Here is an 18,903-nt window from a genome sequence, read left to right as displayed (position 1 = left end):
CCGGGTCACCAGACCTGGCCCTGGCGTTTCAACTCCAGGCGCCGCACGAACTCCTCCAGCACCAAGCCGTACAGGTCGTCCTGCAAATAGGCGTCCTCGATTCCCGCATCCATGTTGGGGTTGTCGTTGACCTCGATCACCACCACCTTGTCGCCGGACTGCTTGAGGTCGACGCCGTAGAGCCCGTCACCGATCAGGTTGGCGGTCTTCACAGCCAGTTCCACCACCGCCTTGGGCGCTTCGTGGACCGCCAGGGTGCGGCATTCGCCGTTGATATCCTGACCGATGGCCTTGTGGTTATAGATCTGCCAATGGCCCTTGGACATGAAGTACTGGCAGGCAAAGATCGGCTTGCGGTTGAGTACGCCGATGCGCCAGTCGTACTCGGTGTAGAAGAACTCCTGGGCCAGCAACAGTACCGAATGCTCAAACAACTCGGCGGTGGCCTTGAGCAAGGCTTCCTGGCTTTCGACCTTGATCACCCCACGGGAGAAGCAACCGTCGGGGATCTTCAGCACTAGCGGGAACCCCAGGCGCTCGCCGACCCGTTCGAAATCTTCCGGTCGTTCCTTGTAGAGGATTTCGGTGGCGGGCATGCCCAGTTGATGACTGTTGAGCAGGTCGGTGAGGTAGACCTTGTTGGTACAACGCAGGATCGACGCCGGGTCGTCCATCACCACCAGGCCTTCGCTTTCGGCTTTCTTGGCGAAGCGATAGGTGTGGTTGTCGACGCTGGTGGTCTCGCGAATCAGCAAGGCGTCGTATTCGGCCAGGCGCGAATAGTCCTTGCGTTCGATCAACTCCACATCGATGCCCAGGCCCTTGCCCACGCGGATAAAATTATCCAGCGCCTTGGCGTTCGAGGGCGGCAGTTGTTCCTGGGGATCGTGCAGGATCGCCAAGTCATAACGGGCCAGGCGGCGTGAACGCGGCTGGCGCCAGATCTTGCGACTGAAGTTGTCCAGGGCGTGGGCGAATTGATCTTCCTGGTCATCGCGCAACTTATGCAACACGCCGGACTTGACCCCTTCTATGTGCCAGCCGTTATTCTTTTTGAAATCAACTAACAGGATGGGGCACGGGAACGCTTCAAACAATTGTCGGGCCAGATCCTGCAACGGTTCTATATTGGTCCGGCCAAAGTAAAGTGTCAGGGTAAAGCCTTCGGTATTGCTGTAAAGATGATGATTCAAGGCTTTATCAAGGGTTTTATCCAAGTCGTCCAGGGCCAGACCATACAGCGACTTTTTCGTCAGTTCGCTGATCGTGCGCACCGATGGGATCACCTTGTGCCCACGCGCCTCGGCGAGCAGCGAACAGTAGTAGCCGTGCCCTAGGTACTTGTAGCTGCGGCACAGGTTAATCACCTGCACACGCTTGCCGGTCTCGTTTTCCCGGGTTTGCTCCAGGTACTCTTGAGCAGTGACGATGTCTTCGCTGGGGAAGTAGGAGGCCCAATCTTCCTTGCGCTCGACAATGATCACTACTTGGCTTGCTCCTTTGAGGGGGGCGGAAAAATAACCCTTATTGGTTATTGTCGCCGCGACGGTTTGCTCGGATACTTCACGCCAATGACCTTGTACCGCCGACATAATATTTGATCCGCTTTAGAGAACTCGACCTTTTCTATTAAGCACGATCTTTTAGAGAAGTCCCGTTTCGTTACGCAACTTTTACGGCGGTCATATGGCTCTTTCCTTTCGCGTTGCAACCCCCTGCGATGTGCCTGAATTGGTGGCATTGGAACAGCACTGTTTCACCACTGACCGGCTGTCATCGCGCAGTTTCCACTGGATGGTCAGCCGCGCCCATGCGCAGTTGCTGGTGGCCGAGGCGGATGGACAGTTACTCGGCTATGCGCTGGTGCTGTTCCACCGTGGCACTTCGTTGGCGCGCCTGTACTCCATCGCCATCGCCGAGCCTGCGCGCGGTTTGGGGCTGGGCAAACAGTTGCTCAAGCGCATCGAGACAATCGCCGTGGAACACGACTGTGCCTACCTGCGCCTGGAAGTGCGCACCGACAACCCCGGCGCCCTTGCGCTGTACGAAGGCGCCGGCTACCGACGCTTCGCCGTGATTAACGACTATTACGAAGACCACACCGCCGCCCTGCGCCTGGAGAAACGCATCGTCCAGCACCAGGATGCGCGCCCGCAAAGCGTGCCGTATTACCAGCAGACCACCGACTTCACCTGTGGCGCCGCCTGCCTGCTGATGGCCATGGGCGCACTGATGCCGGCGCGCACGGCGCAGCGGCGCGAAGAGCTGCAGATCTGGCGCGAAGCAACCACCGTGTTCATGACTGCCGGCCATGGCGGCTGCAGCCCACAAGGGTTGGCACTGGCGGCCTGGCGTCGCGGGTTTGCCGTGCGCATGCAGGTCAATGTGCGCGGGCCGCTGTTTCTGGATGGCGTGCGCGATGCGCATAAAAAGGATGTCATGCGCCTGGTGCATGAAGCCTTTGAAGAAGAATTGGCCAGCAGTGCCGTCGAGCAAGTGTTCGCCGGCGCACTGGACTTGCCCCAAGTGCTGCGCGACGGCGGCCAGCCCTTGGTGCTGATCAGCAGCTACCGCCTCACCCGCTCCAAGTCACCGCACTGGGTGATGATCACCGATTGCGACGAGGACTTCGTCTACCTGCACGACCCGGACGTCGACCACAGCCAGCACCGCCAACCCCTAGACTGCCAGCACTTGCCGGTCAGCCATGGGGAGTTCGAGCGCATGTGCCGGTTCGGCAATAACAAATTGCGCGCAGCCGTCATCCTATTCTCCAACCCGTAGCAGCGAGGCTGCGTTGGGCTGCGCAGCGGCCCCAAAACTTGCATCGCGTTTTCCCTGATACATCGCAGCGCACTTGACGCAGCCTCGCTTACGCTCGGCAGCTGCTACGGGGCTTGTCCTTAAGCGACCTGTTTGATTTGGGCCTTGGCCTCCAGCTCGCGCACTAACGGCAAGACGCGTTTGCCGAAGTACTCGACCTCCTCCTGGAAGTGCAGGAAGCCCGCGAGCACTAGGTCCACACCGACCGCCTTGAGCGCAACGATGCGCTCGGCGATTTGCTGTGGCGTGCCGATCAGGTTGGTCTTAAAGCCGTCGTTGTATTGCACTAGGTCTTCGAAGCTGGACTTGGCCCAGTTACCCTCGCCTTCCGGTGAGGCCTTGCCCGCCTGCTTGGCCGCGTCACCGAAGGCATTCACCGCTTCCGGGTCGGCCTTGTCGATGATCTCCGCCAGCACCGCGCGGGCTTCTTCCTCAGTGTCACGGGCGATCACGAAAGCGTTGACGCCGACCTTGACCGAATGGTTATTCGCCGCCGCCTTGGCGCGGATGTCATCGACCTGGGCCTTGATGCCTTCTGGGGTATTGCCATTGGTGAAGTACCAGTCCGAGACCCGCGCGGCCATGTCCCGCGCCGCCCGTGAACTGCCGCCCTGGAACACTTCCGGCTGGCCGATGGGCTTGGGCTTGAGGGTGTAATTGTTGAAGCGGTAGAAGTCGCCTTTGAAGGTGAAATCGTCCTGGGTCCAGATGCCCTTGAGGGCGCGGATGAATTCTTCGGAGCGGCGATAGCGCTCATCGTGCTCCAGCCAGTGCTCGCCGATGGCCTGGAATTCGCCCTTGAACCAACCGCTGACGATATTCACCGCGATACGGCCGTTGGTGAGCTGGTCGATGGTCGCCAGTTGCTTGGCCGCCAGCGCCGGCTGCCAGGGGCCGGGCAGGATCGCGGCGATCACTTTGAGTGTGGTGGTCGCGGCCAGCAGCGCATGGCTGAACGCCACGGATTCGTGCTGGTTCTCAGCGCCGTAGCCGGCGGTGAAACGGATCTGGGTCAGGCCATACTCGAAGCCCGCGGCTTCGGCCAGTTGCGCCAGTTTACGGTTGTAGTCGATACCCCAATCGGTACGTTGCTCGATCTTGCTGACCACTAACCCACCACTGACATTGGGCACCCAATAGGCAAATTTCACGGCTTGCTGACTCATCAATCGGTACCTCGCACAAAGGGATGTACCGAGGGCTTGAGCAGCAAGCGTGCCAGGCCGGGGAAACGCCCAGGCCAAGGGGGTTGCCGCCAATGCTGGGTGCAGAGGCCAATGTCGCGGATTGGGCAGGTTTGTCGATCAACTGTTGCCAGGGCAACAGTGCATCAGGGCTTTTTTCAGCAAATACGGGCGCCGGCACCCGGCACGGACTGTGCAATCACCCCGGTACCGATCACTGCCCAGGAACCTTGCCCATGACCGACCACCACGTCATCAACCCACTGTCCATTGGCGTCGACTACCCCACGTTAGCCGCGCGATTCCGACCGATCTTCCAGCGCATCGCGGATGGCGCGGTAGAGCGCGAACACACCCGCACCCTGCCCCATGAACCCATCCAGTGGCTCAAAGAGGCCGGTTTTGGCGCGCTACGGGTGCCGGTGGAATACGGCGGTGGTGGCGCCTCCCTGCCGCAGTTGTTCGAATTGTTGATCGAACTGGCCGAAGCCGACTCCAACGTGCCCCAGGCCTTGCGTGGGCACTTCGCCTTTGCCGAAGACCGCCTGAACGCGCCGCCCAGTGCTGGCCGCGACCTGTGGTTCAAGCGCTTTGTGGACGGCGACATCGTCGGCTGCGCCTGGACCGAAATCGGCAATGTGGCCATCGGCGATGTGGTCACCCAGGTCAGCCCCGACGGCGATGCCTGGAAACTCAATGGCGAAAAGTTCTACAGCACAGGCAGCATTTTCGCCGACTGGATCGATGTATACGCCCGGCGCAGCGACACCGGCGGCGATGTGATAGCGGCCACCCGCGCACGCCAGCCTGGCGTGGTGCACAGCGACGACTGGGACGGCTTTGGCCAGCGCACCACCGGCAGCGGCACGTCGCGCTTTACCGATGCGGTGGTGGAGGCGGAAAACGTTATCGACTTTGCCACCCGCTTCAAATACCAGACCGCGTTCTATCAGCTTGTTCTGCTCGCCAGCCTGGCCGGTATTGGCCGTGCAGCGTTGCGCGATGTGGCGCATCAGGTGCGCAGCCGCAAGCGGATCTACAGCCATGGCAATGCGGCCCATGTCAGCCAGGACGCACAGGTTCAGCAGGTGGTAGGTGAAGTGGCAGCGCTGGTGTATGCGGCCGAAGCCAGCGCATTGAAGGCCACGGTGCCGGCGCAACGGGCGTATGTGGCGCGCTTTGGTGGGGATGACGCGGTGGAGCGCGAAGCCAATGTGGCGGCCGAGATTGAATCGGCGACGGCTCAAGTGGTGGTGTCGGAATTGATTCAGCGGGCTACCAGTGAATTGTTTAACGCACTGGGGGCTTCGGATGTGCGCCAGGGTAAAGCGCTGGATCGGCATTGGCGTAATGCGCGGACGGTGTCGTCGCATAATCCGGTGATCTACAAGGCGCGGATTGTGGGGGATTGGGTGGTCAATGGGGCTGAGCCGCCGTTTGTTTGGCAGATTGGGAATGGGCCGGGCCGGGGTTGAGTTGCGGTTTTGGTAGGGGGGTGTATCCGTTATTTGGGTGATGGCGGATATGGGTTCCGCCCTTACGGCGGGTCACTTTGGAAAAGCCCCAAAGTAAGCAAAGGGCTCTTGCCCCAACACTCGGCACCTCGCTTAGGCTCGGTGTGCCCGTAATCCGACATTGATTTGGGGGGCCGCCGCCACGCGCCATCCATGGCGCGGGGCGGCTAAACCGGCATCCCTGCCGGTTTACCCCCCAAATCAATATCGAATTCCGGCCAGCGTGTTTAACGGGGCGCCTAAGATCAAGATCAAAAAGATCAAAAGCAAAAGCACGGCGGCCTGACAGCCGGCCTGAGTGGTGGGGAGCAAAAGCGCTGTTTTTAGGGGCTTGCCAGCGATGTAGGCAACTCGGTATGTCAGTTACACCGAGGTGATGCCATCGCAGGCAAGCCAGCTCCCACAGTTTTGACCGAGTTCGGCCACACAATACCGGTCGGCTTTAAGGCCGCCGCGCTTTGCTTTTGATCTGGGGCGCCCCGTTAAACACGCTGGCCGAACGCAGGCTTGAATTCGTGGGTAACCCGGCAGGACGCCGGGTTAGCCGCGCTGGGCCAAGGATGGCCCATCGCGGCGACCCACGGATTCAAGCCGGAGTGAGGGCACACCGAGCCTAGGCGAGGTGCCGAGTGTTGGGGCAAGAGCCCTTTGCTTACTTTGGGGCTTTTCCAAAGTGAGCCGCTGTAAGAGCGGAACCATAAGTGGCCGTCACCTAAATAACGGATATACCCCCCCCACCGCCGCCCCAGCAAAAATCAGAACGCGAGCTTGTAACCAATCGCCATCAACATAACCGCCAAGCACGGCCGCAATATCCCGTCCGGCAGCTTGCCGGTCATATGGCTGCCGAAGTAAATCCCCGGCAACGACCCCATCAACAAAAAACCCAACAAATGCCAGTCCATGTTCCCCATGCTCGCATGCCCCAAGCCCGCCACCAGGGTCAGAGGCACGGCGTGGGCGATCTCGGTCCCCACCAGCCGCCGCGTGGCCAGGAACGGATACAGGATAAACAGCGCCACAGTCCCCAGAGCACCCGCGCCGATGGACGTCAGGGCAACCATGGTGCCCAGGATGGCACCAGTCACCACCGTCAGCATGTTCAGGTTGCGCGGGCTCATGTGATAGTCATCACCGGCATGTCGCTGGGCAAAAGCCAACAGGCTTTTCTTGAACAGAATCGCCAGGGCCGTCAGCAGCAACACCACGCCAAGGGCTTGCTTGATCACCGCGTTCATCGCGCTGGGGTCGGTGTGCAGGCTGGCCAGGAACCACAGGGTCAGCAACACCGCAGGCACGCTGCCCAGGGTAAGCCAACCGGTGATGGTCCAGTCGATGTTCTTGTTCTTGCTGTGCACCAACACCCCACCGGACTTGGTGATGGCCGCGTACAACAAGTCGGTGCCCACGGCCGTCGCCGGGTTGATGCCGAACCACAGCAGGATCGGGGTCATCAACGAGCCCCCGCCCACCCCCGTCATGCCCACGATAAAACCAACGATCAGGCCGGCAATCACAAAACCAAAATTACCCACTTCCATCAACGCTACCTGCGGCCTTATAAATTTCTGGCCGCAGGATAGCGATTTTTCTTATAACGACTTATATCAATATGATCTGACTTTATGCCTTTTATGGCAGGCGATGACAGGCATAGGCCTGGGTTTGATACGGGAAGGCGATGGTGTCCCGCCCGCGCAAGTCGGGATGGGTGTCGATCAAAGTGCGCAATTGCGCGGTAACGCTGGCCTTTTCTGCGGCTGGGAGCGCCGCGATAAAGCTCACTGACAGAAAGCGATCCATGACCACTTCCTGGGGGCTGCCGACGTGGCTGTACGCAAAACAGGTGACTTCAGGGTCGGAAAAGTACTTGCCGGTGAAGGCTTCACGCCAACGTCCGCTATGAAAGCGCGGGGTGTCGCCTTCGTACGGTGTGATTATTTCGGTGATTGCCGCCACCCAGCCCACCGATTCGTCGCGCACATTCCACACCAGCCCCAGGCGCCCTCCGGGCTTGAGTACGCGATGGATTTCCGCCAGTGCGGCCTGGGTGGAGAACCAATGAAATGCCTGCGCACAGACCAGCGCATCGGCGCTGGCAGACGCCAGGGGGATGGATTCGGCAGTGCCATTCACCAGGCGCACGCCCGGCAGCAGCTTAGCCAGCTGCGCGCCCATCGCCGCCACAGGCTCGACGGCAATCAGCGTTGGCGCCAGGGTGCTGAGCAAACGTGTGAATTTGCCGGTGCCGGCGCCCAGGTCGATCACCGTCGACTGTGCGTCAATCCGTAGGGTTTCGGTGAGCCAGCCAGTGAGTTGCCTGGGGTAATTCGGCCGGCCTTGGGCGTAAGTGACCGCCTGGGTGGAGAAACCTTGTTGAGCAGACGCGTGGACACCAGTCATTGCCAATCTCTCCTCAGGGGTGAAGCGGGGGGCACAGTGTGCGCCTTCAAACTTTTATTTTCTAATCCGTGCATCCAATCCTGCGCAACCTGGGTAGTCCTTTCAGTCACCCCGCTGTTTTACTGAAATGGAGAAACACCCATGAACGCTAAAGCACTGTTCTGCCTCACTGCCCTGCTGGCCGCTGCACCCGTTGCCTTCGCCCAGACCGGCTTGCCGGACAGCATCAAGGTGCCGGACGGCCACAAGGTGGCACTGGAAACCACCGGTGTCGGCGAAATCACCTACGAGTGCCGCGACAACGCCAACGCCGCCGGCCAGACCGAGTGGACCTTCGTCGGCCCCAAGGCCGTGCTGAATGACCGTAGCGGCAAGCAAGTCGGCACCTATTTCGGCCCGCCCGCCACCTGGCAAGCCACGGACGGTTCGAAAATCACCGGCACTCAGTTGGCGGTGGCGCCGTCGGGTGCGGGCAACCTGCCGTACCAATTGGTCAAGGCCAACCCGGCTGAAGGCAAGGGCGCGATGAGCGGCGTGAGTTACATCCAGCGGGTTGCCCTCAAGGGCGGCGTGGCACCGAGCAGTGCCTGCACGGCGGCCAACAAGGGCAAGCAGGCCGTGGTGAAGTACCAGGCCGACTACATTTTCTGGGCAGCCAACTGAGCAAAGTCGGCTACGCTGCCCCCAATGCCGATCGTTGGGGGGAGCACCGCGTGTTTGATTACGAAGCCTGTCTGCAGGCCTGCGCCCGTGGCGATCAACGCGCCTTGCGCCAGCTCTATGAGCAGGACAGCAGCCGTTTGCTCGGCGTGGCATTGCGCATAGCGAGGGACAAGTCCCTGGCCGAAGACATCGTGCACGACGCATTTATCAAGATCTGGCGCGGTGCCGGCAGTTTCGACCCCAGTCGCGGCTCGGCGCGTGGCTGGGTGTTCAGCGTGACCCGGCACCTGGCGCTCAACGTTGTGCGTAACCATTACCGCGAAGTTCCGTTGGGCGAAGAACACGAGCAAGTCGCGGCAACCGACACCTTTGAATTCAGCGCACGCGCCGGGCAGGTCCACATCTGCCTGGAGCAACTCGACCCGGCCCGTCGTACCTGCATCCTGCATGCCTACGTCGACGGTTATTCCCACAGCGAAATCGCCCAGAAACTGGACACCCCACTGGGGACCGTCAAAGCCTGGATCAAACGTAGCCTCGCGGCGCTGCGGGAGTGCATGGCATGAGCAACCCACTGGACGAACTGGCCAGCGAATACGTGCTGGGCACCCTGCCCGGCGAACAACGCGCCGAGGTGGAACAACGGCTCAAGCACGACGCCGAATTACGCGCCGCAGTGGACGCCTGGGAGCATCGCCTGTTGCCGCTGACCGCACTCGCGGAGCCGGTGCCACCCTCCTCTGAGCTGTGGCGGCGTATCGAACGCAACATCGCCAGCGCCCGCACGCATTGGTGGGATCTGCTGGCCGTGTGGCGCGGCCTGGCCGGTGCCGGGCTGGTGACAACCCTGGTACTGGCCACGCTGCTGCTGACCCGCCCGCCCACCGCCGACCCGACCTTTGTCGTGGTGCTGGTTGCGCCGCAAAGCCAGGCCCCGGGCTGGGTGATCCAGGCCAGTGACAATCAGCAGATTCAGTTGATCCCGCTGGGCGTGATGGAAGTGCCGGCGGACAAAGCCCTGCAGTTCTGGACCAAGGGTGACGGTTGGCAGGGGCCGGTATCCCTGGGCCTGGTCAAACCCGGGCAAACGCTGTCGGTACCGCTGGACAAGCTGCCGCCGCTCACGCAGAACCAGCTGTTCGAGTTGACCCTGGAAGACCCGCGCGGCTCGCCGACCGGCAAACCCACCGGGCCGATCCAGGCAATTGGCCGCGCGGTCAAGGTGCTCTGATCAGGCGACGCTGGGCAACCACACGCGAAAGCGTGCACCGCCCAGCGGCGAAGCCAATGCCGTCAAGGTGCCGCCCTGGGCTTCCAGGGCGCGTCGGCTGATGGCCAGGCCCAGGCCAAAACCGCCGGTGGCGCGGTCACGGCTGCGATCAAGGCGGTAGAACGGCTCGAAGATGCGCTCTCGCTGGTCCAGCGGGATGCCGATGCCGTCGTCGTCCACACAGATTTCACAGCCTTTGGGGCAGACCTTCACGCCGACCTGAATGCGCTTTTCGCAGTAACGCGTGGCATTGCGCAGCAGGTTCTGCAACGCGCGGGCAGTAAGGCGCGGGTCGAGATTGAAGCGCTCCACGGCGCAGTCGAGCGCCACATCAATGACGATCTCGGGGTTTTCCAGTTCGTCATCGACGCTTCCCAGCACACTGTCGATAAACTCATCGAGCACCACTTCCACCCGCTCCGGCAATTGCGCCGGGTTCTGCAGGCGGCTGTAGGACAGCAGCTCCAGCACCAGTTCGTCCAGCTCGCGGATATGCGCCACCAGGCTTTGCAAGCGTTCACGGCTGGCCTCGGGCAAGTCTTCGGAGAGCGCCAGGGCCAGGCCGAAATCCAGGCGCGTGAGCGGCGTGCGCAGCTCGTGGGAGACCGCGTTAAGCAGGTCGCGTTGCTGATTGAGCAGGTATTCGATGTCGTCGGCCATGGTGTCGAACACCGAAGCCAGGCTGCCGATGCTGGAGCTGGCCGGAATGCGCGTGCGTTCCGCCATATTGCCCTGGCCCAATTGCCCGGCGGTGCTTTTCAGGCGTTCCAGGTCGCGCCAGTGCGGGCGTAGCCACACCAACAGGCAGGCCAGCAGCGCGGCAACAATCAACACGTTGATCGCCCAATACAGCACGTTCATGTCCATCGGGTCAGGCGGTATCGTCAGCTTGACCACGAATTGCTCATTGATCGGAGTGCTGATTTGCTCCATCCAGCCCCATTCGCCCAGGCGCACTACCGACCTGCCCTGCTCCAGTAGCTTTTCCTCAGCCGGGGTGTAGCTGGCGTCCTGGCGCAGCAGCAATTGAACCCTGAGCGGCGCGAATTCGCGGCCCAGTTGGTCGGTGACCTGTGACCAGCGCTCCACAGGTGCGCGCAGGTATTGTTTGACAATCAGCTTTTGCTGGCCGCGGGTCTGCTCGATGTTGTAATTCACGTAGCGGTGTTCGAACAGCTGGATCACCAGCGTGGGCACCAGGTAGATCGCCGCACTGTAGGTGACGATGGTGATCAGATAGAGGCGAAACAGTACGCGAACCATCGATCAGCATTCCCACTCGGAACGGCTGAACAGGTAGCCTTTGCCCCACACCGTCTTGATCTTGCGCGCTTCACCGGCGTTGTCGTCGAACTTGCGGCGCAGCTTGGAAATCGCCACGTCCACCGAACGGTCGGTGCCGTTGAACTCGATACCGCGCAAGCGTTGCAGGATCTGGTCACGGCTGAGTACTTCGCCGGCATGCCGTGCGAGCACCACCAACAGGTTGTATTCGCCGCTGGACAACTCCACCGGTTGTTCACGCCAGGTCACGGTGCGCTCAGACAGGTCGATGCACAGGTTGCCCATGATGATCTGGTCGTTGGCCGCCTGGGGTTCGGACAAGCTGCTGCGCCGTAATAACGTGCGGACACGGGCCAGTAGCACGCGCGGTTCACAAGGTTTGGTCACGTAGTCGTCGGCGCCCATTTCCAGGCCCAGCACCTGATCGTGGCTGTCGTCCCGCGCCGTGAGCATCAGGATCGGCAAGCCCGCCGAGTCGGCCCGCAGCAATCGGCATACTTGCAGGCCGTCGAGTCCGGGCAGCATCAGATCGAGGATCACCAGGTCCGGCGGATTCAAGCGCGCGCGTTCACGCACGTGGTCGCCACGGCTGAGCACGCTGACGTGGTAGCCATTGCGCTCCAGGTAGCTGGCAATCAGCTCGGAGAGTGCGGCGTCGTCTTCCACCAGGAGAATGTTGGGCATGGTGTTTCCAAATAAGCAGTGATGGGCGGTACACAAATCCAATGTGGGCGCTGCTTGTGTGGGAGCTGGCTTGCCTGCGATACAGGCACTGCGGTCTATCAGGTAGACCGAGGTGATGCTATCGCAGGCAAGCCAGCTCCCACACAAGCCGGTTGCCACATGTTGAATCGTTGGCGCTTGCAGGATTGTGCAAGGATATACGCCCAACGCTCACAACGCGTTGCACCTTACATTTCTTCACAGACCCGCTACACAGCTTCACAGCACCACGGCGCAGGTGACTTTAGGATGCGCCAGTCAATATTGGGATAAGAGCATGTCGAAGAATCTGTTTGCGCCGTTTTGCCTGCTGGCCCTCACCCTTGCCCTGAGCGCGTGCGGTGACTCCGCGGGCGAAGCGCCGCAAATGCCGCTGGCCAAAGTGCGCATCGAAACCCTTGAAGCCAAGCCCCTGTCGATCACCAGCGAACTGAGCGGGCGTATTGCTGCGCCGCGTATCGCTGAAGTGCGCGCACGGGTCGCGGGTGTGGTGATGCAGCGGGTGTTCAAGGAAGGTCGTGACGTGAAACAGGGCGACGTGCTGTTTCGCATTGATCCGGCGCCCTTCAAGGCCGACCTCGACAGCGCCCAGGCCAATCTGAACAAGGCCGAGGCGAATGCCTTCCAGGCGCGCCTGCAAGAGCAGCGCTACAGCCAGTTGGTGGAAGGCAACGCCATCAGCGGCCAGGACTACGACAACGCCCGCGCCGCCGTGCGCCAGACCAACGCCGAGGTCGCCGCCAACAAGGCTGCCGTCGAGCGAGCCAAGTTGAACCTGGGCTACGCCACCGTGACCGCACCGATTTCCGGGCGTATTGGCCGTGCGCTGGTGACCGAGGGCGCCCTGGTCGGCCAGAATGAGGCCACGCCGCTGGCGATCATCCAGCAACTGGACCCGATCCACGCCGACCTGACCCAGTCCAATCGCGAGCTGAATGACCTGCGCCGTGCCTTCCGTGCCGGCAGCTTGAAGCAGGTCGGCCAGGACCAGGCCAAGGCCACCTTGATCGAGGACGACGGCAGCCTCTACCCGTTGCCGGGCAAATTGCTGTTTGCCGAGATCAGCGTCGACCCCGGTACCGGCCAGATCATCCTGCGCAGCGAATTCCCCAACCCGGGCCTCGACCTGCTGCCCGGCAGCTTTGTGCGGGTGCGCCTGGAGCAAGCCGTCGACAAGCAAGGCATCAGCGTGCCGCAACGCGCCATTACCCGTGACAGCGCCGGTATCCCGATGGTCTTGCTGCTGGACGCCGAACAAACCGTCAGCCAGCAGCCGGTGGAGCTGGGCGCGGTGATCAATGATCGCTGGATTGTCAGCAGCGGCCTCAAGGCCGGTGACCGCATCGTCGTCGAAGGCCTCCAGCACGCGCGCCCCGGTGAAAAAGTCGACGTAGATGACAGCCCGACGCCGCTCGCCCAGGCCTCCGGCCAATAAGGATCATTGACCATGCCGCAGTTCTTTATTGACCGCCCGATCTTCGCCTGGGTGGTTGCCCTGTTTATTCTGCTCGCCGGTTTGCTGGCAATCCCGCAGCTACCGGTGGCGCAGTACCCCAACGTCGCGCCGCCAAAAGTCGAAATCTACGCGGTCTACCCCGGCGCTTCGGCGCAGACCCTGGATGAGAGCGTGGTCAGCCTGATCGAGCAAGAGCTCAACGGCGCCGATCACCTGCTGTATTTCGAGTCCCAGAGCAGCCTGGGTTCGGCAACCATCACCGCGACGTTCCAGCCGGGCACCAACCCGGAAATGGCGCAGGTGGATGTGCAGAACCGCCTGAAAGCGGTCGAGCCGCGCCTGCCGCAAGCGGTGACCCAGCAAGGCTTGCAGGTGGAGAAAGTCTCCGCCGGCTTCCTGTTGCTGGTGACCCTCACGTCCAGCGACGGCAAGCTCGATGATGTAGCGCTCAGCGATTACCTGGCGCGCAACGTGATGAACGAACTCAAGCGCCTCGACGGTGTGGGAAAGGCCCAGCTGTATGGCGCCGAACGTGCCATGCGGATCTGGATCGACCCGCAGAAACTGATCGGTTTCAACCTGACCCCGGCCGATGTAAACGCCGCGATCAGCGCGCAAAACGCCCAGGTATCGGCGGGCAGCATCGGTGATTTGCCGGGTACCAAGACTCAGGAAATCACCGCCGCGATCCTGGTCAAGGGCCAGCTGTCCACGCCGGCCGAGTTCGCCGACATCGTGCTCAAGGCGAATCCCGACGGCTCCACTGTGCGCATCGGCGATGTGGCACGGGTGGAAGTCGGCAGCCAGGAATACCAGTTCTCCACGCGCCTGAATGGCAAACCGTCCACCGCAGTCAGCGTGCAGCTGGCACCTGGCGCCAATGCGCTGAACACCGCCACCCTGGTGCGGGCGAAGATGGACGAGCTGTCGCGCTACTTCCCGGCCAATGTGGAATACAAAATCCCGTACGACACCTCGCCGTTCGTCAAAGTCTCGATCACCAAGGTGGTCTACACCCTGCTCGAGGCCATGGCGCTGGTGTTTGCGGTGATGTTTTTGTTCCTGCAGAACGTGCGCTACACCCTGATCCCGACACTGGTGGTGCCGATTGCGTTGATGGGCACCTTCGCCACCATGTTGTTGCTGGGGTTCTCGATCAACGTGCTGACCATGTTCGGCATGGTGTTGGCCATCGGTATCCTGGTGGACGACGCGATTGTGGTGGTGGAAAACGTCGAGCGGATCATGGTCGCCGAGGGGCTGTCGCCCAAGGAAGCGACGCGCAAGGCCATGGGCCAGATCACCGGCGCGATCATCGGCATCACCCTGGTGCTGGTGGCGGTGTTCCTGCCGATGGCCTTTATGGCGGGTTCGGTGGGGGTGATCTACCAACAGTTCTCGTTGTCGATGGCGGTGTCGATCCTGTTCTCGGCGTTCCTCGCGCTAACCTTGACCCCGGCCCTGTGCGCCACCTTGCTCAAGCCGATCGCCAAGGATGAGCACCATGCCAAAGGCGGTTTCTTCGGCTGGTTCAACCAGCGCTTTGAACGCCTCACCGACCGCTACGAAGGCTGGGTGGCCTATGCCCTCAAGCGCAGCGGCCGTTACCTGCTGATTTACCTGGTGCTGCTGGTGGGCCTGGGGTGGATGTTCAGCCGCCTGCCCTCCTCGTTCCTGCCGGTGGAAGACCAGGGTTACACCATCACTGACATCCAGTTGCCACCGGGCGCGAGCAAGAACCGCACGGTGCAGGTGGCCGAACAGATCGAAGCGCATAACGCCAAAGAGCCTGGGGTGGGCGACACCACCATGATCATGGGCTTCAGTTTCTCCGGTTCGGGGCAGAATGCCGCGCTGGCGTTTACCACGCTCAAGGATTGGTCGGAGCGCGGCAGCGATGACTCCGCCGCGTCGATTGCCGACCGCGCCAACATGGCCTTTACCGAACTGAAAGATGCGATTGCCTACGCGGTCTTGCCGCCGCCGGTGGATGGCCTCGGCACGTCCAGCGGCTTCGAGTTCCGCTTGCAGGACCGGGGCGGTGTCGGCCATGCCGCGTTGATGGCCGCGCGCACGGAATTGCTGGCCGCCGCCGAGAAAAGCCCGATCCTGGCCAACGTGCGCGAAAGCGCCCTGGCCGAAGCACCGCAAGTGCAGCTGGAAGTAGACCGCAAGCAGGCCAACGCACTGGGCGTGGCCTTTGCCGACGTGGGCAACGTGCTGTCCTCGGCCATCGGCTCGGCTTATATCAATGACTTCCCCAACCAGGGCCGCATGCAACGGGTGGTGGTGCAGGCCGAAGGCGACCAGCGCAGCCAGGTGGCGGACCTGATGAAGATCCACGTGCGCAACAACGCCGGCAAGATGGTGCCGCTGTCGGCCTTTGTCGAAGCCAAGTGGACCCAGGGCCCGGCGCAATTGACGCGCTACAACGGCTACCCGGCCATTGCGATTTCCGGCGAAGCGGCACCGGGCCACAGTACCGGTGAGGCGATGGATGAAATCCAGCGCCTGGTCAGCCAATTGCCGGCCGGCCTGGGCCAGGAATGGACCGGTTTGTCGTTGCAGGAACGCCTGTCCGGTTCCCAGGCGCCGATACTGTTGGGCCTGTCGCTGCTGATCGTGTTCCTGTGCCTGGCGGCGCTGTATGAAAGCTGGTCGATCCCGACCTCGGTATTGCTAGTGGTGCCGTTGGGCGTACTCGGTGCCGTGTTGGCGGTGAGCTTGCGCGGCATGCCCAACGATGTGTTCTTCAAGGTCGGCTTGATCACGATCATTGGTCTGTCGGCGAAAAACGCGATCCTGATCATCGAGTTCGCCAAGGACCTGTATGACCAGGGTGAAGACCTGATCACCGCCACGTTGAAAGCCGCACGGTTGCGCTTGCGCCCGATCATCATGACGTCGCTGGCGTTCATCCTCGGCGTAGTGCCGTTGGCGATTGCGACAGGTGCCAGCTCGGCCAGCCAGCAGGCGATTGGTACGGGGGTGATCGGCGGGATGATCACCGCGACACTGGCGGTGGTGTTTGTGCCGGTGTTTTTTGTGGTGGTCATGAAGTTGGTGAAGAAACGCCCCCGGTAGACCCATCCTTGAATGGGTACTGGATCAAAAATGTGGGAGCGGCGGTGCGACGATTCGACTTGCTCGCTCCCACATTTAAATCGGTTTACACACATAAGGCCCGGTCGCCTGACAAGCAGCCATCGCAGGCAAGCCAGCTCCCACAGGGGTTATTGATCACATTCATGATCGCGTTCAGTCGAATAAGCTATGGTGCTCACAAACAGTAAGCAGTGAGCCACCATGCCCTTCCTCGCCCGCACCCACCCTCGCCTCTCCGCCGCCGCCGTGTTCGGGCTTGCCGTGGGCATCCTGGCGCCCGCCGATACGCTCGTCAGCAAAATCCTCATCGGCTGGAACGCCGGGGTCTGGACCTACCTGGTGCTGATGCTGTGGCTGACCCGTCGTGCCAAGGCCGAGGACGTCAAGCGCATCGCCGAGATCGAAGATGAAAACGCCGGTTCGGTCCTGTTCACGGTGTGCATCGCCGCCATCGCCAGCCTGGCAACCATTACCTTCGAACTGGTCGGCAGCAAGGACCTGGCCACCTCTGAGCGCCTGCTGCACTACGGCTTTACCGGGCTGACGGTGATCGGCTCATGGTTGCTGATTGGGGTGATTTTCAGCGTGCATTACGCGCGCCTGTATTACACCTGGGGCGGCAAGGAGCCGGCGTTGCGTTTTGCCGAAGGTTTGCTGACGCCTAACTATTGGGACTTTCTGTACTTCTCCTTCACCATCGGCGTGGCGGTACAGACCTCCGACGTGGGCGTCGCCACCCGTGGCATGCGTAAAGTCGTGCTGGGGCAATCGCTGATCGGTTTTCTATTCAATACCGCGATCCTGGGCTTCTCGATCAATATCGCCGCCGGGCTGTTCGGTTGACGCTGCACAAACCTTCTAGACGCCCATCAAGCGCCGGGCGCTAATAGCCTCACTTATTCCGCCTCGGTGTTTTATGGCCGCGCACAATTGGATCGACCTGTCCCAGGACGCCGACACCGGCATCGAGACCCTGCGCGCGCACTTTGAAGGCCACGCCTACGACCCGCACTGGCACGACAGCTATCTGATCGGCGTTACCGAACAAGGCGTGCAGCAATTCAACTGTCGCCGCGCCCGCCACAACAGCGTGCCCGGCCAAGTGTTTCTGGTGGAACCCGGCGAGCTGCATGACGGCGACGCGCCCACCGCCGACGGGTTTACCTACCACATGCTTTACCTCGACCCTCACTAGTTGGCGCGGGAAGTAAGTGCAGTGTTCGAAGAGGCACCGCAGGGCAGCCAACTGGGTTTCGCCAGCACCTTGACCAGCGACCCACGCTTGGCCCTGGCCACCAGCCAAGCCTTCCAGACCTTGCACTGCGGTGAGCTGCGTATCGTTCGGCAACAGGCCATGGACCACTTACTCGAACGTCTCACCGGCCAACTCTATTGGCGCACCCGTTACCGTGAAGATCCACGATTGCCGCTGGTGGCACACAAGGCGCGCGAATACCTGCATTCCCATCTGCACGTTGATGTGGGTATGGACGAACTGGCCCTGGCCTGCGGCGTCGACCGTTTCCGCCTGAGCCGCGCCTTCAAAAGCGCGTTTGGCCTACCTCCCCACGCTTACCTGGTGCAACTGCGCCTGGCCCGTGCCCGGCACTTGCTGGCCAAGGGCGAACAACCGGCAGACGTAGCGATTGCCCTGGGCTTTGCCGACCAGAGCCATCTGGGCCGCTGGTTTGTGCGCGCCTACGGCCTCACGCCTGCGGCGTACCGCAAGCGCTGCTCAAATCTTCCAGACAGGTGACGCACAGGCTTGTGAAGATCGACACCATCGCTTGGTCTTTCGGAGTCTGCTGCCATGTTGCCGTTCATGCTGTTTGCTTTTGTTGCGTCTATCACCCCCGGCCCGACCAACATCCTGATCCTGAGTAACAGCGCGCGTCATGGTTTCAAAGCCGCTTTGCCGATCATTCTCGGCGCCTGCGCCGGAGCTGCGAGCCTTGTATTGCTGGTGGGGAGCGGCGTTGGCCAGTCGTTGGTGCAGTTGCCAACAGTGCAGATGGCCATGCAATGGATCGGCGTCGCCTGGCTGAGTTACCTGGCCTGGCAGATCTTCAGCGCACCTGCAAAGGCCCTCGAAGTGGATACCCCCGAAAAGCCTCTGGGCCTGATCGGCGCGGCCAGCCTGCAATTGATCAACCCGAAGACCTGGATGATGGCCCTCGCGGTAGTCAGTGTGTTTGCCGGCAATGGTGCTGATCGCCAGAGCCAGGTGGTGTACCTGTCCCTGGTGTTTTTCCTGATCTCGCTGCCGTGCCTGGGCACCTGGGCGCTGTTGGGCGCCGGGTCGGCTAGGGTGTTTCGTTCGGCCAAGGCCATGCAGCGTTTCAACCGAGGCATGGCCCTGTTGTTGCTGGTCGCGACCTGGCTGAGTGTGGTGGTTTGACGCACCGGCTATCTGACTCTGTCCTACAACAACTTGACGACTTTCCTCATTTGATGGTTTCCTGAAACCGGTTTCAGTCA

The 18,903-nt window shown here is 61.5% G+C and carries 15 protein-coding genes and 1 pseudogene; 10 read left to right on the top strand and 6 right to left on the bottom strand.

The features are described from left to right. Positions 1–5 precede the first annotated feature (5 nt). Positions 6–1,592 carry a RimK family ATP-grasp domain-containing protein gene (locus tag HU722_RS13500; protein WP_049708609.1) on the bottom strand — a complete coding sequence of 529 codons (1,587 nt, stop codon included), beginning with the start codon at positions 1,590–1,592 and terminating at the stop codon, positions 6–8. A 94-nt stretch (positions 1,593–1,686) separates the two neighbouring features. Here HU722_RS13500 and HU722_RS13495 point away from each other — a divergent pair, with 94 nt between their 5' ends. Next, positions 1,687–2,784 carry a GNAT family N-acetyltransferase/peptidase C39 family protein gene (locus tag HU722_RS13495; protein ID WP_186754611.1) on the top strand — a complete coding sequence of 366 codons (1,098 nt, stop codon included), beginning with the start codon at positions 1,687–1,689 and terminating at the stop codon, positions 2,782–2,784. Between the two features lie 119 nt (positions 2,785–2,903). Here HU722_RS13495 and sfnG read toward each other — a convergent pair whose 3' ends face one another. Continuing rightward, a complete protein-coding gene (gene sfnG / locus HU722_RS13490) occupies positions 2,904–3,989 on the bottom strand; it encodes a dimethylsulfone monooxygenase SfnG (protein WP_065889724.1) in 1,086 nt (361 codons plus the stop codon). 254 nt (positions 3,990–4,243) lie between these two features. Between sfnG and HU722_RS13485 the strand changes: the two genes are divergently transcribed. Beyond that, the gene (locus tag HU722_RS13485) at positions 4,244–5,482 is read left to right on the top strand and encodes an acyl-CoA dehydrogenase family protein (RefSeq protein ID WP_065889723.1); all 1,239 of its coding nucleotides are present in this window, start codon (positions 4,244–4,246) and stop codon (positions 5,480–5,482) included. A gap of 794 nt (positions 5,483–6,276) precedes the next feature. Here HU722_RS13485 and HU722_RS13480 read toward each other — a convergent pair. Both HU722_RS13480 and HU722_RS13475 read right to left on the bottom strand, forming a co-directional pair. Further along, positions 6,277–7,062, bottom strand: a complete 786-nt coding sequence (locus tag HU722_RS13480) for a sulfite exporter TauE/SafE family protein (RefSeq protein WP_065876344.1) — start codon at positions 7,060–7,062, stop codon at positions 6,277–6,279. Positions 7,063–7,153: 91 nt separating this feature from the next. Continuing rightward, the gene (locus tag HU722_RS13475; protein ID WP_186754613.1) at positions 7,154–7,924 is read right to left on the bottom strand and encodes a class I SAM-dependent methyltransferase; all 771 of its coding nucleotides are present in this window, start codon (positions 7,922–7,924) and stop codon (positions 7,154–7,156) included. Positions 7,925–8,065: 141 nt separating this feature from the next. Here HU722_RS13475 and HU722_RS13470 point away from each other — a divergent pair, with 141 nt between their 5' ends. Genes HU722_RS13470 through HU722_RS13460 form a run of 3 tightly spaced genes read left to right on the top strand, consistent with a single transcriptional unit; the run spans position 8,066 to position 9,818 of the window. After that, positions 8,066–8,587, top strand: a complete 522-nt coding sequence (locus tag HU722_RS13470) for a DUF3455 domain-containing protein (RefSeq protein ID WP_186754614.1) — start codon at positions 8,066–8,068, stop codon at positions 8,585–8,587. Positions 8,588–8,637: 50 nt separating this feature from the next. Continuing rightward, complete coding sequence (locus HU722_RS13465; RefSeq protein WP_186754615.1) at positions 8,638–9,153, top strand: sigma-70 family RNA polymerase sigma factor; 516 nt, start codon at positions 8,638–8,640, stop codon at positions 9,151–9,153. Continuing rightward, a complete protein-coding gene (locus tag HU722_RS13460) occupies positions 9,150–9,818 on the top strand; it encodes an anti-sigma factor (protein WP_065881549.1) in 669 nt (222 codons plus the stop codon). The genes HU722_RS13465 and HU722_RS13460 overlap by 4 nt, the downstream gene beginning before the upstream one ends. Here HU722_RS13460 and HU722_RS13455 read toward each other — a convergent pair whose 3' ends face one another. Continuing rightward, entirely contained in the window at positions 9,819–11,120 is a 1,302-nt protein-coding gene (locus tag HU722_RS13455; RefSeq protein ID WP_186754616.1) for an ATP-binding protein, read from the bottom strand. A gap of 3 nt (positions 11,121–11,123) precedes the next feature. Beyond that, a complete protein-coding gene (locus HU722_RS13450; protein WP_065876350.1) occupies positions 11,124–11,825 on the bottom strand; it encodes a response regulator in 702 nt (233 codons plus the stop codon). A gap of 316 nt (positions 11,826–12,141) precedes the next feature. On the opposite strand from HU722_RS13450, the gene HU722_RS13445 reads away from it, so the two are divergent. The 5 genes and pseudogenes from HU722_RS13445 to HU722_RS13425 all read left to right on the top strand — a co-directional run bounded on the left by HU722_RS13445 (position 12,142) and on the right by HU722_RS13425 (position 18,823). Beyond that, positions 12,142–13,299, top strand: a complete 1,158-nt coding sequence (locus HU722_RS13445) for an efflux RND transporter periplasmic adaptor subunit (protein ID WP_186754617.1) — start codon at positions 12,142–12,144, stop codon at positions 13,297–13,299. A 12-nt stretch (positions 13,300–13,311) separates the two neighbouring features. After that, the gene (locus HU722_RS13440) at positions 13,312–16,404 is read left to right on the top strand and encodes a multidrug efflux RND transporter permease subunit (protein WP_186754618.1); all 3,093 of its coding nucleotides are present in this window, start codon (positions 13,312–13,314) and stop codon (positions 16,402–16,404) included. A gap of 222 nt (positions 16,405–16,626) precedes the next feature. Next, positions 16,627–17,268 (top strand): DUF1345 domain-containing protein, encoded by a 642-nt coding sequence (locus tag HU722_RS13435; protein WP_065876353.1) that lies wholly within the window; start codon positions 16,627–16,629, stop codon positions 17,266–17,268. 73 nt (positions 17,269–17,341) lie between these two features. Then, positions 17,342–18,181 (top strand): annotated as a pseudogene (locus tag HU722_RS13430) (AraC family transcriptional regulator). A gap of 54 nt (positions 18,182–18,235) precedes the next feature. Then, entirely contained in the window at positions 18,236–18,823 is a 588-nt protein-coding gene (locus HU722_RS13425; protein ID WP_186754619.1) for a LysE family translocator, read from the top strand. Positions 18,824–18,903 lie beyond the last annotated feature (80 nt).

The sequence above is a fragment of the Pseudomonas tritici genome, assembly GCF_014268275.3.
In the GTDB taxonomy this organism is placed as follows: Bacteria; Pseudomonadota; Gammaproteobacteria; order Pseudomonadales; family Pseudomonadaceae; genus Aquipseudomonas; species Aquipseudomonas tritici.
Note: the sequence above shows the minus strand (reverse complement) of the source record. Positions and strands in the feature narration are given on the sequence as shown.

Excerpts from the sequence above, each read along its gene's own strand:
- HU722_RS13500 (WP_049708609.1), bottom strand. The coding sequence starts at position 1,592 with ATGTCGGCGGTACAAGGTCATTGGCGTGAAGTATCCGAGCAAACCGTC.
- HU722_RS13455 (WP_186754616.1), bottom strand. The coding sequence starts at position 11,120 with ATGGTTCGCGTACTGTTTCGCCTCTATCTGATCACCATCGTCACCTAC.
- HU722_RS13495 (WP_186754611.1), top strand. The coding sequence starts at position 1,687 with ATGGCTCTTTCCTTTCGCGTTGCAACCCCCTGCGATGTGCCTGAATTG.
- HU722_RS13485 (WP_065889723.1), top strand. The coding sequence starts at position 4,244 with ATGACCGACCACCACGTCATCAACCCACTGTCCATTGGCGTCGACTAC.
- HU722_RS13480 (WP_065876344.1), bottom strand. The coding sequence starts at position 7,062 with ATGGAAGTGGGTAATTTTGGTTTTGTGATTGCCGGCCTGATCGTTGGT.
- HU722_RS13460 (WP_065881549.1), top strand. The coding sequence starts at position 9,150 with ATGAGCAACCCACTGGACGAACTGGCCAGCGAATACGTGCTGGGCACC.
- HU722_RS13435 (WP_065876353.1), top strand. The coding sequence starts at position 16,627 with ATGCCCTTCCTCGCCCGCACCCACCCTCGCCTCTCCGCCGCCGCCGTG.
- HU722_RS13470 (WP_186754614.1), top strand. The coding sequence starts at position 8,066 with ATGAACGCTAAAGCACTGTTCTGCCTCACTGCCCTGCTGGCCGCTGCA.
- HU722_RS13445 (WP_186754617.1), top strand. The coding sequence starts at position 12,142 with ATGTCGAAGAATCTGTTTGCGCCGTTTTGCCTGCTGGCCCTCACCCTT.
- HU722_RS13475 (WP_186754613.1), bottom strand. The coding sequence starts at position 7,924 with ATGACTGGTGTCCACGCGTCTGCTCAACAAGGTTTCTCCACCCAGGCG.
- HU722_RS13425 (WP_186754619.1), top strand. The coding sequence starts at position 18,236 with ATGTTGCCGTTCATGCTGTTTGCTTTTGTTGCGTCTATCACCCCCGGC.
- HU722_RS13440 (WP_186754618.1), top strand. The coding sequence starts at position 13,312 with ATGCCGCAGTTCTTTATTGACCGCCCGATCTTCGCCTGGGTGGTTGCC.
- sfnG (WP_065889724.1), bottom strand. The coding sequence starts at position 3,989 with ATGAGTCAGCAAGCCGTGAAATTTGCCTATTGGGTGCCCAATGTCAGT.
- HU722_RS13450 (WP_065876350.1), bottom strand. The coding sequence starts at position 11,825 with ATGCCCAACATTCTCCTGGTGGAAGACGACGCCGCACTCTCCGAGCTG.